Origin of the sequence: Streptomyces sp. RGM 3693 (assembly GCF_050471125.1) — a bacterium.
In the GTDB taxonomy this organism is placed as follows: Bacteria; Actinomycetota; Actinomycetes; order Streptomycetales; family Streptomycetaceae; genus Streptomyces.
Map to the genome: position 1 here is coordinate 3,146,166 of NZ_JBMPPQ010000001.1, position 15,562 is coordinate 3,161,727.

At 74.7% G+C, this 15,562-nt stretch carries 9 protein-coding genes; 3 read left to right on the forward strand and 6 right to left on the reverse strand.

The window, feature by feature from the left end; translation table 11 throughout:
* Positions 1-44 precede the first annotated feature (44 nt).
* The gene (locus ACO0M4_RS13750; RefSeq protein WP_430370293.1) at positions 45-1,208 is read right to left on the reverse strand and encodes a CaiB/BaiF CoA transferase family protein; all 1,164 of its coding nucleotides are present in this window, start codon (positions 1,206-1,208) and stop codon (positions 45-47) included.
* 131 nt (positions 1,209-1,339) lie between these two features.
* On the opposite strand from ACO0M4_RS13750, the gene ACO0M4_RS13755 reads away from it, so the two are divergent.
* Positions 1,340-2,758, forward strand: a complete 1,419-nt coding sequence (locus ACO0M4_RS13755) for a tetratricopeptide repeat protein (protein ID WP_430370294.1) — start codon at positions 1,340-1,342, stop codon at positions 2,756-2,758.
* A gap of 15 nt (positions 2,759-2,773) precedes the next feature.
* On the opposite strand, the gene ACO0M4_RS13760 is transcribed toward ACO0M4_RS13755, so the two are convergent.
* The 5 genes from ACO0M4_RS13760 to ACO0M4_RS13780 all read right to left on the reverse strand — a co-directional run bounded on the left by ACO0M4_RS13760 (position 2,774) and on the right by ACO0M4_RS13780 (position 11,362).
* Positions 2,774-5,209: a SpoIIE family protein phosphatase gene (locus tag ACO0M4_RS13760; protein ID WP_430370295.1), complete on the reverse strand. Its 2,436-nt coding sequence runs from the start codon at positions 5,207-5,209 to the stop codon at positions 2,774-2,776.
* Between the two features lie 121 nt (positions 5,210-5,330).
* Entirely contained in the window at positions 5,331-6,104 is a 774-nt protein-coding gene (locus ACO0M4_RS13765; protein WP_430370297.1) for a uracil-DNA glycosylase, read from the reverse strand.
* 58 nt (positions 6,105-6,162) lie between these two features.
* Positions 6,163-8,268, reverse strand: coding sequence for a SpoIIE family protein phosphatase (locus ACO0M4_RS13770; protein WP_430370298.1), 2,106 nt, complete (start codon positions 8,266-8,268; stop codon positions 6,163-6,165).
* Positions 8,269-8,495: 227 nt separating this feature from the next.
* Positions 8,496-9,734 (reverse strand): MDR family MFS transporter, encoded by a 1,239-nt coding sequence (locus ACO0M4_RS13775; RefSeq protein WP_430370300.1) that lies wholly within the window; start codon positions 9,732-9,734, stop codon positions 8,496-8,498.
* Entirely contained in the window at positions 9,731-11,362 is a 1,632-nt protein-coding gene (locus tag ACO0M4_RS13780) for an amino acid adenylation domain-containing protein (protein ID WP_430370301.1), read from the reverse strand. Before ACO0M4_RS13780 ends, ACO0M4_RS13775 begins: the two co-directional genes overlap by 4 nt.
* 281 nt (positions 11,363-11,643) lie before the next feature.
* On the opposite strand from ACO0M4_RS13780, the gene ACO0M4_RS13785 reads away from it, so the two are divergent.
* Together ACO0M4_RS13785 and ACO0M4_RS13790 are read left to right on the forward strand one after the other, a co-directional pair.
* A complete protein-coding gene (locus tag ACO0M4_RS13785) occupies positions 11,644-12,915 on the forward strand; it encodes a condensation domain-containing protein (protein ID WP_430370303.1) in 1,272 nt (423 codons plus the stop codon).
* A 158-nt stretch (positions 12,916-13,073) separates the two neighbouring features.
* The gene (locus tag ACO0M4_RS13790; RefSeq protein WP_430370304.1) at positions 13,074-15,554 is read left to right on the forward strand and encodes an ATP-grasp domain-containing protein; all 2,481 of its coding nucleotides are present in this window, start codon (positions 13,074-13,076) and stop codon (positions 15,552-15,554) included.
* Positions 15,555-15,562 lie beyond the last annotated feature (8 nt).

Sequence of the window (15,562 nt, forward strand, 5' to 3'; positions counted from 1 at the left end):
GGCCGACATGGTCGTACGGCGGAAGGCGGCTGGCCAGAGGGGCGTCACCGGTTGCCGGGCGTTTCCCGTTCCGTACCGTCGAGTTCCGCCAGAATGCGCTCCCGGTCCTCGTCCAGCGCCGGGATCCGGTCCATCCGAGGCTCCCGGCCGGCGACGGTGACCGGCGGCAGCAGGGCTTCCAGGGGGCCGACCGGGGAGTCCACGGTGCGCCAGCGGTCCCGGGCGGCGAGCTGCGGGTGCCCGGTGAACTCCGCGACGTCCCGCAGCCGTCCGTGGGCGATCCGGGCGTCGGACAGCCGCCGCTCGATCTCCTCCGCCGTCAGGTGGGCGAAACGCTCCTCGATCCGCTCCCGCAGCGCCGCCCGGTGGGTGACCCGGGCGGAGTTCCGGTCGAACCGCGGATCGGCCGCCAGCTCCGGGAGTTCCAGCACCCGCGCGCAGAACACCGCCCACTCCCGCTCGTTCTGCACGCCGAGGAAGACCCGTGTCCCGTCCGCCGCACGGTACGGGCCGTACGGGGCGATCGCGGCGTGCTCGGCACCGGAGCGGGGCGGGGTGGCGCCGCCGTAGCGGGTGAAGTAGGCCGGGTAGCCCATCCATTCGCCCAGCGCCTCCAGCATCGACACCTCGAAGGCGCCGCCCCGACCGGTGCGCTCGCGCTCGTAGAGGGCCGTCAGGATCCCGCTGTAGGCGTACATTCCGGCGGCGATGTCGGCCACCGGGATCCCGATCTTGGCCGGTTCCTGCTCCGTGCCGGTCAGGGACATCGCCCCGGCCTCGCACTGCACCAGCAGGTCGTACGCCTTCGCGTGCGCGTACGGTCCACCGGTGCCGTAGCCGGAGATGCCGCACACCACCAGCCGCGGATGGGCCGCCAGCAGGGCCGCGGCGGTCAGGCCCAGCCGCTCGGCGGCCCCCGGTGCGAGGTTCTGCACGAAGACGTCGGCCCGGGCGAGCAGTTGTCGCAGCACCGCGGCGTCCCCGGGGCTCTTCAGGTCGAGGGCGATCGACTCCTTGTTGCGGTTGAGCCAGACGAAGTGGCTGGACATCCCGCGCACCGTCTCGTCGTAGCCGCGGGCGAAGTCGCCCGTCCCGGGGCGTTCCACCTTGATGACCCGGGCGCCGAGGTCGGCGAGTTGGCGGGTGGCGAAGGGCGCCGCGACCGCCTGTTCGAGCGCGACCACGGTGATGCCGTCCAGAGGGAGCATAGGTGGACCTTTCCTGAGGAGACGGGGCGGAGCCGGGCGAGAGGGGTACCTATCTGCCCGTGGATCCGGACCGACCGATCCACGGATCCGACGGGATCCGGCGGCACCCCCACTTACCTGTAGGAGTCACCATGACAGCCGACCGGCACGGGCACGTCCTCACCGATACCGGAACCGAGGCCCTCGACCACTACGAACGGGCCCTGGACGACCTGTTGTTCTTCCGCCCCGCCGTCGAGGAGCGGGTACGGACGGTGCTGGCCGCCGCGCCCCGCTCGCCGATGGGCCACGCCCTCGCCGTCCATCTGGGCGTGCTGGCCACCGAGGAACGGGCCGTCGAGGCCGCTCGCGCCACCTTCACCGCCTTCCGCTCGGAGCTCGACCCGGACCGGCTCACCCCGCGCGAGCGGCGGCACATCGCCGCGGCCGAAGCCGGGTTGAACGGTGACTTCGGCACCGCGGGCCGGATCCTCGACGAGATCGGCATCGCCCATCCCCGCGACGAGCTGGCCCTCTTCGCCGGCCACCACGTCGACTTCCTGACCGGCGACGCCCCGCGGCTGCGCGACCGGATCGGCGGTGCGCTCGACGCCTGGGACGAGGACGATCCGCACTACGGACCGCTGCTGGGCATGTACGCCTTCGGCCTGGAGGAGAACGGCCACTACGAACACGCCGAACAGACCGGACTGGCGGCCCTGGAGCGGCAGCCGCACGACGTCTGGGGCATCCACGGCGTGGTGCACACCTACGAGATGCGCGGCCGGTTCACCGACGGCATCCGCTTCCTGGACGCCCGGACCGACGCCTGGGCCGGCAACACCCTGCTCACCGGCCACAACTGGTGGCACTACGCCCTCTTCTCCCTGGAGCGTGGGGACACCGGCCGGGTCCTGGACATCTACGACTCCGCACTGCACGACGTGGCCGCGGACGGCGGAGCCCTGGAACTCGTCAACGCCGCCGCCCTGTTGTGGCGCCTGCACCTCGCGGGCGACGACCAGAGCGCCCGTTGGGCGGCCCTCGCCGACGCCTGGGAGCACCGCGGCGACGGCCCGCACTACGCCTTCAACGACGCCCACGCGGTGATGGCGTACGTCGGCGCGGGCCGCCTGGACCGGGCCGAACTGCTCGTTAGGGACCGCGAGCGCTGGCTGGCGAAGACCCCGGCCGGCCCCGTGCCCGCCAACCGCGCCATGACCGCCGACGTCGGCCTGCCGGTCTGCCGGGCCCTGATCGCCTACGGCCGGAAGGACTACGCCGGCGCCACCGACCTGCTCCTGCCCGTCCGGTACCGCCTGCACGAATTCGGCGGCAGCCACGCCCAGCGCGACGCCGTCCAGCGCACCTTGGTGGAGGCCGCGCTCGGGGCCGGCCGGCACGACCTGGCCCGCACCCTGCTCAGCGAACGCAGCCGGCTCCGTCCGGTCTGCCCCTACAACTGGTCGGCCAAGGCCCGCCTGGAGGAGCGGCTGGGCGCACCGGAACGCGCGGCGGCGGCCCGGCAACGGGCGGCGGCACAGGCGGCCGGTGCCACGCTGACCGGGTGAGCCGGGCCGGGCGGGTCAGGCCAGCAGTTGTTCCGCCCAGATCACCTTGCCGTCGGTGGTGTAGCGGGTGCCCCACCGGTGGGTGAACTGGGAGATGAGGAACAGCCCGCGGCCGCCCTCGTCGGTCGTCCGCGGATGCCGTAGGTACGGGGAGGTGCTGGAGCCGTCGCACACCTCGCAGATCAGGGTGTGCTCCAGGATCAGCCGCAGCCGGATCGGCCCCGACCCGTACCGGATCGCATTGGTGACCAGTTCGCTGACCACCAGCTCGGTGGTGAACGTCAGCGTGGGCAGCTCCCATTCGGTCAGCTGCCGGGCGGCCATCTCCCGGGCCCGGCCCACCACGGCCGGATCGGCGGTCAGTTCCCACGAGGCGAACTGGTCCGGGGCCAACCCGCGGGTCCTGGCCAGCAGCAGCGTGACGTCGTCGTGCTGCCGGCGCGGCGCCAGCGCGCCGATGACCGACTCGCCCAGGGCGTCGAGGGAGTCGTCGGGGGTGGCGAGGGCGTGCAGCAGCCGGTCCTGGGCCGGTTCGCCGGCCCCGGGTGCCGCGCCGGCCAGCAGCCCGTCGGTGTACAGCGCGAGCACGCTGTCCTCCTTGACAGTCACCTCGACGGCCTCGAACGGCAGCCCACTGACGCCGAGTTGGGGGCCGACCGGCAGTTCGGCGAACGCGGCGGTGCCGTCGGGCCCGACGATGACCGGCGGCGGGTGCCCGGCGCTGGCCATGGTGAAGCAGCGGCCGAGCGGATCGTAGACCGCATAGAGGCAACTGGTGCCCACCGCGACGGCGTCCGTGCCCTGGCCGCCCTCCTCGGACACCCGGCTGACCAGGTCGTCGAGGCGGGCGAGGAGTTCCTCCGGCCGTAGGTCCAGGGCGGCCAGCGTCTGCACCGCGGTGCGCAGTCGCCCCATCGTGGCGATCGCGCCGATGCCGTGCCCGCGGACCTCGCCCACCACCAGCGCCAGCCGCGCCCCGGACAGCGGGATCACGTCGAACCAGTCGCCGCCCACCCCGGCCAGCTCGTCCGCGGGCCGGTAGCAGGTCGCCAGGGTCAGCGCACTGTGTTCCAGGACGCCCTGCGGCAGCAGACTGCGTTGGAGGGTGAGCGCCGCCGTGCGCTCCCGGGTGTAGCGGCGGGCGTTGTCCAGGCAGACCGCGGCCCGGGCCACGAACTCCTCGGCCAGCCGCTGGTCGTCCGGACCGAACGGTTCACCGTGCTCGCGGCGGAAGAAGCTGGTGACGCCCATCGTCGTGCCGCGCGCCCGGATCGGCACCACCATCGCGGTGTGCAGGCCCTGTTCCCGCAGCTGCCGGCGCCGGCCGCCGGGGACGTCCGCGGCCCATTCCGCGCCGTGCGGGTCCAGCCACTCCACCCGCCAGGACTTGCCGTCGGCCAGGGCCCGGATGGGCGGGGACCAGGAGTGGTACGACGCCAGGTCCCCGACGGCGACGACCGCTTCGGGGACGCCCGGCCGGGCGGACTGCTGGCCGCCGCGGCGCAGTGCGACCCGGTCCGCGTCACCGGGCGGCCCGGTGAGCGGATCCCCGCCCCGGATCACCGAGTCGAGCAGGTCCACGGTGACGAAGTCGGCGAGGTCCGGCACCGCGACGTCGGCGAGCTCCTGGGCGGTGCGCAGCACGTCGAGGGACTGGCCGATGGCGGTGCCGGCCCGGTCCAGCAGGGTCAGCCGCTGGCGGTTGCGGTACCGCTCGGTGATGTCGATGACGGTGTAACACACGCCGATGGGCCGGCCGTTGCCGCTGTCGAGCCGGACGAACGACATGGCGTGGGCGCGTTCGTAGCGCGGTTCGGACTGCGGGCGGCCGATGTGTTCGTAGCCCAGGACCGGTTCGCCGCTCTCCAGGACGCGCCGCATCTGGGCCTCCAGCGCCGCGGCGTCGAAGCCCGGTTGGACCTCGGCCAGCCGCCGTCCGATCCGCTCCGCCGCCGGGCCGCCCCCGAACCGCTCCAGGGCGAGGTTGGACCACACGAACCGCAGGTCGGTGTCGACCACGGCCATCCCGACCGGCGCCTGCATCAGGAGCTTCTCCAGCACCGCCCGACTCATCTCCCAGCCCGGGAACGACGACGCCTCGGCGGCCACCGCCAGCCAGTGCGGGGTGCCGTCGCTGTCGGTCACCCGGGCCAGCTGCACCATGAGGTCGACCAGTGCACCGTCCTTGCGCCGGGCGGTGAGCGTCCCGCTCCAGCCGCCGTGCGCCCGGCACTCCGCGGCGAGCTCGGAGAGCCGGGCCGCGTCGTCCGGTGCGAGCAGCGCCGCGGCGCCCCGCCCCACCACGTCCGCGGCCGGGTGGCCGAACAGCCGCTCGGCGCCGTCCGGCCAGCTCTCCACGCGGCCGCGGGCGTCGCACAGCACCAGGGCGGCGTCGGCGATGTCGAGCGGCGCCTGCCGTCCGTCGTGGCCGTGCTCCTTGAAGTCCACCATCAGAGCCGTTCCGTCTCTGCCGGACGAGCCGGACGAATGCGGGATAGACGAAAGAGACTAATCCGCTATATGGGATGTTTACCCCGTCTGAGGGTACTGGCCCCGGGACTTTCGGTCCCTCTCACAGCCCGGCGAGTTCCCGGGCCCGGGTGAGCAGGGCGACCAGCATGTCCGGGGTGAGCGTGCCGGTGAAGGTGTTCCGCTGGCTGGGGTGGTAGCAGCCGAGCACCCGCAGCTCCCCGCGCCGCCGGCCCGCCGGCAGGGCCAGTTCCGCGCCGTGGCCGAACACCGGCCGGGGCCGCGGCACCGGCCACCCCGCCGCACCGAGCGCCGGCCACAGCGCCTGCCAGCCGAACCCGCCCAGCGCCACCACCGCCCGCAACCCCGGCGCCAGCAGACCCAGCTCCGCCGCCAGCCAAGGACGGCAGGTGTCCCGCTCGGCCCCAGTCGGCCGGTTCTGCGGCGGAGCGCAGTGCACCGGCGCGGTGATCCGCACGCCGTACAGCTCCAGCCCGTCGCCCCGGTGCGTGGCGGTCGGCTGCGAGGCCAGGCCCACCGCGTGCAGCGCCGCGAACAGGAAGTCCCCGGACGCGTCGCCGGTGAACATCCGGCCGGTGCGGTTGCCGCCGTGCGCGGCCGGGGCCAGGCCCACCACCGCCAGCGCCGCGTCCGGCGGGCCGAACCCCGGCACCGGCCGCGCCCAGTACTCCCAGTCCCGGAACGCCGCCCGGCGCTCCGCCCCCACCCGCTCCCGCCAGGCCACCAGCCGCGGGCACGCCCGGCACTCCGCCACCGCGGCGTCCAACGCCGGCAGCCCGCCGCAGCGCGCCGCCCGGTGGGCCGGATACCCGTGGTCCGCCGGGCCGGGCGACCCCCCGCTCAGCTCCCGGCTCATCCGCTCCCCTCCTCCGCGTGCGCCGCCTGTGCAACGCACCGCCGCCGGGCACACCCGGTCATGCGTCGCCGCCCGGTCCGCCGCCCTCCGTCGGGGCGAGCAGCAGCAGCGCCACGTCGTCCATCCGCTCCGTATGGGCGCCGCGGCGGGTCAGGATCACGTCGGCGAGGCCGCCGGGGTCCGAGGGGTGCGCCCCGGCAAGATCGGCGGCCAGCGCCGCCACCCCGTCGTCGAGGTCCCGGCCGGGCCGTTCGACCAGCCCGTCGGTGTAGAGCGCGAGCACCGCCCCGGGCGGCAGGGCGACGGTGGTGGAGGTGTAGCGGGTGCCGGGCGCGACGCCCAGCAGCAGCCCGGGCGGCACCCGCAGCACGTCGGTGCGCCCGTCGGGGTGGCGCAGCACCGGCGGCGGATGGCCGGCGCTGGCCAGGCAGGCCAGGTGCGTGCGCAGGTCGAGATGGACGTAGAGGCAGCTGGTGAACAGGTCCGGGTCCAGGTCGGTGAGCAGCCGGTTGGTGCGGGCCAGCACCTCGTCCGGTGCCGCGCCGGCCGAGGCGTGGGCGTGCACCGCGGTACGGGCCTGCCCCATGAGCGCGGCGGCCGCCGCGTTGTGCCCCTGTACGTCACCGATCACCGCGGCCACCTGGTGCTCATCGAGCCGGATCAGGTCGTAGAAGTCGCCGCCGATGTCCATCCCGCGGGTCGACGGCAGGTAGCGGGCGGCGACCGACAGCCCCGGGACCGGCGGCAGGCGGTGCGGCAGCAGCCCGGCCTGGAGGTCGTGCGCCAACTGCTGCTTGGTGTCGTAGAGGAACGCCCGGTCCAGGGCCTGGGCCATCAGCCCGGCCAGTGAGGTCAGGACCTGGCGCTCCTCCGGGGTGAAGGTCCGCGGATGCCGGTACGCCAGGACGCAGCAGCCGACCGGGCGGCCGGAGACGATCAGCGGCAGCACCGCCCGGGCCACCATCCCGGTCACCTTCACCAGCCCCGGGAAGAGCCGTTCGGTCTCCTCGGCGGAGCCGAAGAAGCTCGGCTCGCCGGTGGCCAGGGCGCGCACGGTGGGGCTGTTCGCGGTGCTCAGCGGGAGCCCCTCGTACGCCTCCACGGCCTCTCGGGCGTAGCCGCGCTGCCCGACGGTCCGCAGCCGGCCCGCTTCGGCGGCGTACATCAGCATGCCCTGGGCGCCGAAGGCCGGCACGATCTGCTCGGCGAACAGGTCGGTGACGTCCTTGACGCCCACCGCCTCGGTCAGCGCGGCCGCGAGGTGCAGCACGTGGTACATCTGGCCGGCGCGGAACGGCATGACCTCCGCCGGCCAGCGCGCCTCCGGATCCGGCTGCTCGTCCGTGGCGCTGATCCACACGCTCACCCCCCGGCCGTCCGGGAACAGCCGGAACGTCAGCCACTGCGCCGGCGGACGGCAGACGGTGAACGACACCGGTCGCCGGCTGATCACCGCGGCCCGGCAGCGGTCCTCGAAGACCGGCCCGGCCAGCCAGGGCAGCACCTCCCAGGGCCGCGCGCCGTGCAGTCGGGCCGGGGCCGTGTCCAGCAGCGCGGTCGCGCCGGCGCTCAGCATGGTGACGCGCCCCTCCAGGTCGAGCGCGCAGCCGCCGCCCGGCAGCCGCTCCACGTAGTCGACCGCGGCCAGCGCCTCGTCGAGGCCGACGGTACGGGCCGGGGGCGTCGGGACCACCAGTGGCCCGTCGGGGCTGCGGCCCGCGGGCAGCAGTCCGGCCAGCCGCCGGCAGGCGGACTCGAAGGCGGTGCGTTCGGCGTCGGACAGCTCCGGCGCGTGGCCGGCCGGCCACAGCAGCACCATCGCGCCCCGGCAGCCGGTCCCGTCATCCAGGGGCGCCGCGCCCAGCGCGAAGTCGTACGGCAGCGCTACCGCCGTCCGGGGGAAGTCCCGGGCCAGCTGCTGGTGGCCGGCCGCCCACACCAGGCGCTGCCGGCGCGCGGCCTCCGCGACCGGGATGGGCGCCGCCAGCGCGATCCGCCGCCAGGGGTCCAGCACCGGAGGGGGGATGCCGCTCAGCGCGGTCAGCCGCAGTACCGGCGCGTCGGGTGCCAGCTCGTAGACCATGGCCGACGAGGCCCCGGTCTCCGCCATCGTCCGCAGCAGTTCCCGGCCCAGCGGGGCCCGGTCGGTCCCGCCGGTCGTCATGGTCCACCTACCCACGGCCGCGGCACAGTGCTGACGTTACGCCGCCGGGCCGTCGGTGGCAGTCCTGGTGGTGCGGGCTACCAGCGGGGGCAAGTCCGACGGGGACGGCGGTCAGGGCCGGGTCGGCGGCCGCGTGGGCCTCGGCGGGGGCGTCGGCCCGCACTGCCCTGCGGGGCTCGGCGGGCTCGACGCTCCCTCCTGGGCGGTGGGGTGGCGGGGCGGTGGGCTCAGCGGGACGCCCGGCGGCGCAGCGCGGGGGCCAGGGCCAGCTGTCCCAGCCCCGCCAGCAGGCTCAGCGCCGTGCAGCTCAGCCAGAGGGTGGTGGGGCCGATGACGAGCAGGCGGGTGCCGACGACCGGGGCGATCAGGAAACCGGTGCCCCAGGCCATGCCGATCAGGCCGTTGTAGCGGCCGCGCAGCGCGGGCGGCGCGAGGTCGGCGACGACGGCCGCGGTGATGGCGAAGACCAGGATTTCGCCGAGGGTGGCGACCGCGACCGCCAGGCCGTAGCCGGTGGCCGACCCGGCGGTGGCGGCCACCGCGTTGCCGGCCGCGGCGACGGTGAAGCCGAAGGCCAGTACGCGGCTCTTGTCGCGGCCGTCCAGCCGGTGGCCGATCAGTGGCTGGGCCGCGATGACGACGATGCCGTTGATCGCCATCACCGTGCCGTAGGCGCCGCTGGACATGCCGGTGGCGCGCATGGCCAACGGCAGGGTGGCGAAGGTCTGTTGGAAGACCACGGCGTAGAGCACGATGATGCCGGCGAACGCCACCATCACCCGGTCCCGTAGGACGGTGCGGAAGCCGCCGGCGGACCGGTCCCGGGCGGCCGGCCGGGTCTCGGGGACGGCCAGCCACACCAGCAGTCCGAAGACCGCGCAGGCCCCGGCGTCGAGCCAGAACAGCAGCCCGAAGCCGTGCGCGGAGAGGTAGCCGCCGAGGACCATGGCGATCGAGAAGCCGAGGTTGATCGCCCACAGCAGCAGGCCGTAGGCGCGGGTCCGGTCGGCGGTCGGCACCGCGTCGGCGACCAGCGCCTGGGCGGCCGGCCGGAACAGGTCGAGGGTGATGCCGAGGACGAAGCAGGCCGCGACCAGCACCGGGAGGCTGCGCGCGTGGCCGAGGGTGAGCAGCGTCGCGCCGTTGGCCAGCATCCCGCCGGTGAGTGCCGCCCGGCGCCCGAACCGGTCGGCGAGGTAGCCGCCGAGCGGCTGCGAGATCACCGCGCCGGCGCCGCCGACGGCCAGGACGACGCCGGCGGTGGCGACCGGGACGTGCCGGGCGCCGGTGAGGTAGAGGCTCAGGAACGGATTGACCATCGCGCCCATCCGGTTGACCAGCGAGCCGCCCCACAGCACCCAGAACGCGCCGGGTAGTCCGCCGGCCCGTACGCGGACGAAGGCCCGCAGCCGGCCCTCCCCGGTGGTGCCGGCGGGTGCGGGGGCGGGTCCGCCGGGGCCGGTCACCGGGCGCTCCCGGCGACGTCGGCCGCGGCGGCCGGCCCGGCCTCTGCCGCCAGCGCGGCCCGGTCGACCTTGCCGTGGGCGGTCGTGGGCAGCCGGTCCAGCAGCCGGATCTCCTGGGGGACCATGTACGGCGGCAGCGTCTCGGCGCAGAAGGTCCACAGGTCGCCGGTGTCAGTGGGGGCGTGGTCGGCGGCGAGGACGACGAAGGCGGCCAGCTGCCGGCCTCCGCCGGGCAGCGGCACCGGCAGTGCGGTCGCCGCCGTGACGCCGGGGTGTTGGGCCAACCGCCGTTCCACCTCGCCGAGTTCGATGCGGTTGCCGTTGATCTGGACCTGGGAGTCGGCCCGTCCGGCGAAGCGGAAGGCGCCGTCCGGACCGCGCAGTGCCAGGTCCCCGGAGCGCAGCACGTACTGGCCGGACTCCGGGCACAGCGGGTCGGGGACCAGGGTGGCGCGGGTGGCCTCCGGGTCGTCCCAGTAGCCGGAGAAGAGGGCGGGGCTGCGCAGGTGGATCTCGCCGACCGTGCCCGGCTCGTCGATGACCCGGCCGTCCGCGTCGACCAGCAGCATTTCGGCGCCGGGGTGGGCGGTGCCGATGGAGAGCCGTTCGGTGGTGTCCGGGAGCGGGTTGGGCACGTCCGCGAAGGAGCAGGCCATGGACTCGGTGGCGCCGTAGCAGTTGACGATCCGGGCGGTGGGCAACAGCTCCTGGAGGCGCCGGAGTTCGGGCAGGGGGAATTCCTCACCGCAGAAGAGGACGCCGCGCAGCTGGGGCAGCGCGGCCAACCGCTTGGTTTCGTGGCGCAGGACCTGCCGCCAGATCGACGGGACGCCGTTGACCTGGGTGGCGCCGGCCTCCCGCAGGACCCGCAGCAAGTGCCGGGGCCAGCGCACCAGTTGGGGCGGGACGGGGACGACGGCGGCGCCGCTGCCCAGCGCCAGTCCGATGTTGAGCAGGGAGAAGTCGAACTGGAGCGGTGAGGTGCTGGCGATCCGGTCTTCGGGGCCGGCGATCCGGTGCGCCAGCATGCCCCGGTAGAACGCGACCACCGCGCGGTGGCTCATCACCACGCCCTTGGGCCGGCCGGTGGTTCCGGAGGTGAAGATGATGTACGCCGGGTCGGTGGGGCAGGGCGTGTGGCGGCGCGGCGGCCGGCGCTCGGGGGCGCGTTCGACGGTGAGCCCGTCGCGGCCGAAGCGCGCGGTTCCGACGGGGTGCGGGACGTCGGTCCGGCTGCCGGTCGACTCCTGGAGGTGCAGGGCGGGTCGGACGGTGTCGAGGAGGGTGTTCAGGCGTTGCCGCGGGGTCTGCGGGCTGACCGGGACGAAGGTCAGCCCCGCTTGCGAGCAGGCGAGGAGCATCGCGAGGGCCGACGCGGTGGTGTCCGCCTCCAGGATGACCCGGGCGCCGGGTTCGAGGTCCAGCGCGTCCAGCGCGTACGCCAACGCGGCGGTGTGGGCGCGGAGTTCGGCGTAGGTGGTGACGGTGGTCCGGCCGGCCTCGGGCGATTCGACGACGGCGGGGGCGTCGGGGGAGTGGCGTGCCGGGTCGAGTAGGAAGGCGTGCAGGAAGTCCTGGCGGAGGTCCGCGGCGGCGCCGTCGGCGGGTGGGTGCGGCTGCTGACTCACGTTGCTGAAGCCCCCTGTGGCGTGCACACACGATGGTTCGGAGTGAAAAGCAGGGCAGATCATGGGATAGCGGCGGAGAGCGCCGCGCCCGGATTCCGTTATTCGGAAAGGTGATTCCGGGGAGTGGCAATCAGGCTCTCATGGCTTCGCGGGTGGCCGCATGTGAGGTGGATCACGCCATGACGCCGATCACTTCTTGCCACGTTCGGCGGATTGTGGCAGCGTCAGCTGTGCATGGAACTCATATTCCACATCATGGAAATATGGCATGGGGGATCTGTATGTCCGAGGCAGGACCGCTGTCGCTGGGTCAGCTCTCGGTGTGGCACGACATCCGCGACCTTCCGGCAACCCGGTGGCACGAGCCCAACAACGCCGCCGCCTGGCCCCTGCCACCGGGCACGACCGTCGCGCAGGCCCGCACCGCACTGCACACCGTCGTCACCAGACACCCGTCCCTACGGACCCGCTACGACGTCCACGATGCCGCCGCACCGCGGCAGTTGCCGCCCGACGCGGACTTCGACGACCACTTGCCGGCCCTCGACGCGCCACCGGCCGACCGCCACGACCCGGGCGATCCCGACCGCCACGCCGCCCGCCTGGCCACCGAACCCTTCGACCTCGGCCGCCACCACGGCTGGCGCGCCCGCCTGCTGGCCCACCGGGGCGACCCGTCCCACCTGCTGTTCGTCAAGCACCACATCGCCGCGGACGCCTGGGCCCAGGAACTCCTCCACCGCGAGTTCCGGCACGCCCTCACCGACCCCGGAGGGCTCGGCCCCACCCCGCCCGGACCCGCCGACCTCGCCGCCGCCCAGCACACCCCCGCCGGACTCCGCAGACAGGCCGCGGCCCTCGACCACTGGGCCCAACTCCTCGGCGACGCACCCTCGGTGGCCCTGCCGCGCACCCCCGGCGCCGAGGGCGGCACCGTCCAGGCCACCCTGCGTTCCGCCGCCGCCCGGCCGGCCGCACACGCCGTCGCCGAGCGCGCCCGGGTCTCCGTCTCCAGCGTCATCCTGGCCGCCTACGTACACACCGTGGCCACGCTGTGCGACGCCGACACCCTGTTGGTGCAGCTGATGAGCGCCAACCGCTTCGGCGCCCGCTGGAAGGACGTGGTCACCTCCATGAACCAGTGGGTCCCGGCGCTGATCGAGCAGGCCCGCACCGGCGACCTGGTCACCCTCGCCGACGCCGTCCACTGGAGCTCCCTCGCCGCCTTCCGGCACGGCATGCACGACGTCACCGCCGTCGCCGCACTGCGCGACCGGATGCCAGGCGCCGCCGAACCGACCTGCGCCTTCAACTACGTCGCGCTGCCCGGCAGTTCCCCACTCGACCCGCCCGTGATCCCGGCGTCCGCCGAGGAACCGGTGCTGACCTGGGAAGAGCCCTTCACCACCATCGGCCCGCGATGTTACGCCCGCGCCCTGGAGAGCGACCGCGACCTGACCGTCCGGCTCACCGCCAAGGACCTCGGCCGCGACCGGTGCGCCGCCCTGCTGACCGGCCTGCACACAACCCTGCTGGCCGCCGCCGGACGCTGACCGCGCCGGCCGACCCCGGTGGCCCGGCCCGACCCCGGCCGCCCCGGCTCTCCACACCACACCCTTCCGCACGGGACGTCACCTCGCCCTGCCGCCACCGGTGTCCGGCCCGCCCACCGCCCGCGCCCGCCCCGCCCGCCTCGCCCAGGAGCCCCCCGGTGCCCGACCATGTGCTCGTCATCCATCGCTGGACCGACCGCTACGCCGACTACGCCGACTACCTCGACCACACCACCCACCGCGTCAGCTACATCACCACCGAGCGGGCCGCCCGCCACCTGCCCGTCGAACAGGCCGCCGGCGTACGGCTCGTGGACAGCACCGAGGACGTCAAGGTGGTCCGCGAGGCGATCGACGCCCTCGTCGCACGATCCGGGCCGGTGACCCGCATCGTCGCCCTCCAGGAGACCGACCTCGACCTGGCCGCCGACCTGCGCGACGCCCTCGACCTGCCCGGCCAACGCGGCGCCGACCTCGAACCGCTCCGCGACAAACTCCTCATGGCCAGGCGCCTGGCCGCCGCCGGCATCGCCGTACCGCCGACCGCCGACGCTCCCGACCACGCCGCGGTCACCGCCTTCGCCGCCCGGCACGGCTGGCCGGTACTGGTCAAACCGCGCCGCGGCACCGCCAGCGCCGGCATCACCCGCCTCGACTCCCCGGCCGCGCTGGCCGCCTACGCCTTCCCCCGGGACGGCGCGATGCTGGTCCAGACCTGGTTGCCCGACCAGGTCCTCCACGTGGACGGCGTGTTCACCGGCGACCGCCTCGGCCCCTGGCGGGCCGCCCGCTACCTGACGACGTGTCTGGAGTTCACCGCCGGCACCGCGCTGGCCTCCGTCGAGATCGACGACCCCCAACTCCTCGCCCCCCTCGCGGAGATCACCACCGCCACCACCCGCACCCTCTTCACCGGGCCCGCCGTCTTCCACCTGGAACTCTTCCTCGGCGACTGCGGGGAGCTGACCGTCCTGGAGATCGGCTCCCGGCCCGGCGGCGCCGAAGTCCCCTTCGTCTGGCGGGAGGTGCACGGTATCGACCTGATGGCCGTGGCCTGCGCCCACCAGACCGGCACCGAGGGCCCCGCCGCGCCGCACGACACACCGCACGACTCACCGACCGACCCGCCGGCCGAGGTCGCGGGCTGGCTGCTCGTGCCGCCGTCCGTACCGATGCCCTGCCGGGTCCGCACCCCGCCCGCCCCCCACCACGACGGACCGTACGCGCAGGTCGTCCCGGAAACCGGCGCGTTGCTCACCGGCGGCGGATACGAGCACGCCGGGGCCCGGTTCCGCTTCCGCGGCGACAGCAGCGCGGCGGTGACCGCCGCGGTCCACCGGGCCAAGCGGGACACCGTCCTGGACTGCACCCCCGTCGACCCCCACGCACCCGCCCGCCTCGTCGTCATCGGCTGCGGCAACCCGCCCTACCGCGAATACGCCCTGCACGCCCTCGCCGCGCACCTGACCACCGCACTGGTCCAACCCGCGGACATCGACTGGCAACGGCGGTACGTCGCCCACCGGTTCCGCCCCGCCGACACCACCGACCCCACCGCCACCGCCCACGCCACCGCCGCGCTGCTCGCCGACCACCCCGGCCCCGGCGCCGTCCTCACCTGGGACGAGGCGTTGCTGGAGACCACCGCCGAGGTCGCCCGCCGGCTCCACCTGCCGCACATGAGCCCCGAGGCCGTCCGCCGCTGCCGCGACAAACTGACCACCCGACGGCTCCTGGAGCGCGCCGGCGTGCCCTCCGCCCGCTTCCGACACGTCCACAACGCGGCCCAGGCGCGGGCCGCCGCCGACGAACTGGGCCCGCCGGTCGTGGTCAAACCGCGCGCCCTGGCCGGCAGCATCGGCGTCACCCTCGCCACCGACCCCGCCGAGGTCACCCGCGCCTACGCCCGGGCCGTCGGCGCCGCCTTCCCCGGACTGGGCGCACTGGACGGGGCGATCGTGGAGGAATACCTCTCCGGACCGGAGATCAGCGTGGACTGCGCGGTCTCCGACGGCACGGTCCACCTCGTCAACGTCGCCCGCAAACGGCTGGGATTCGCGCCCCACTTCGAGGAGACCGGCCACCTGGTCGCCCCCTGGCGCCACGAACCCTGGGCCGACGACGTCCGCTCGGTGGTCACCGACGCCCACACCGTCCTCGGCATCCGCACCGGCCTCACCCACACCGAACTCCGCCTCACCCCCGCCGGCCCCCGCATCGTCGAGGTCAACGGCCGCCTCGGCGGCGACTTCATCCCGCTCCTTTGCACCCTCGCCACCGGTCTGGACCCGGTCGTCACCGCCGCCGACCTGGCCCTCGGCCGGACCCCGGACCTCACCCCCACCCACGACCGCTGCGCCGAAGTCCGCTTCCTCTACCCCGAACAGGACGGCACCGTCCAGGCGCTGGACCTGACCGCCGCCGCGGCCGAACCGGGCATCGAACGCGCCGTCCCGCTCGCCGCCCCCGGCACCCGACTCCACCTGCCGCCGCGCGGCATCGTCCCACGCCTGGCCGCCCTGCTGGCCACCGGTGAGACCCCCGACGACTGCGCGGCCGCCCTCGACCGCGCCCAGCACACCGTGCGGTACTCCCTCACCCCCCTTTCGGTGACCCGGTCCACCCGGACACCGACCTAGGAAGAGAG

Excerpts from the sequence above, each read along its gene's own strand:
- ACO0M4_RS13750 (WP_430370293.1), bottom strand. The coding sequence starts at position 1,208 with ATGCTCCCTCTGGACGGCATCACCGTGGTCGCGCTCGAACAGGCGGTC.
- ACO0M4_RS13755 (WP_430370294.1), top strand. The coding sequence starts at position 1,340 with ATGACAGCCGACCGGCACGGGCACGTCCTCACCGATACCGGAACCGAG.
- ACO0M4_RS13760 (WP_430370295.1), bottom strand. The coding sequence starts at position 5,209 with ATGGTGGACTTCAAGGAGCACGGCCACGACGGACGGCAGGCGCCGCTC.
- ACO0M4_RS13765 (WP_430370297.1), bottom strand. The coding sequence starts at position 6,104 with ATGAGCCGGGAGCTGAGCGGGGGGTCGCCCGGCCCGGCGGACCACGGG.
- ACO0M4_RS13770 (WP_430370298.1), bottom strand. The coding sequence starts at position 8,268 with ATGACGACCGGCGGGACCGACCGGGCCCCGCTGGGCCGGGAACTGCTG.
- ACO0M4_RS13785 (WP_430370303.1), top strand. The coding sequence starts at position 11,644 with ATGTCCGAGGCAGGACCGCTGTCGCTGGGTCAGCTCTCGGTGTGGCAC.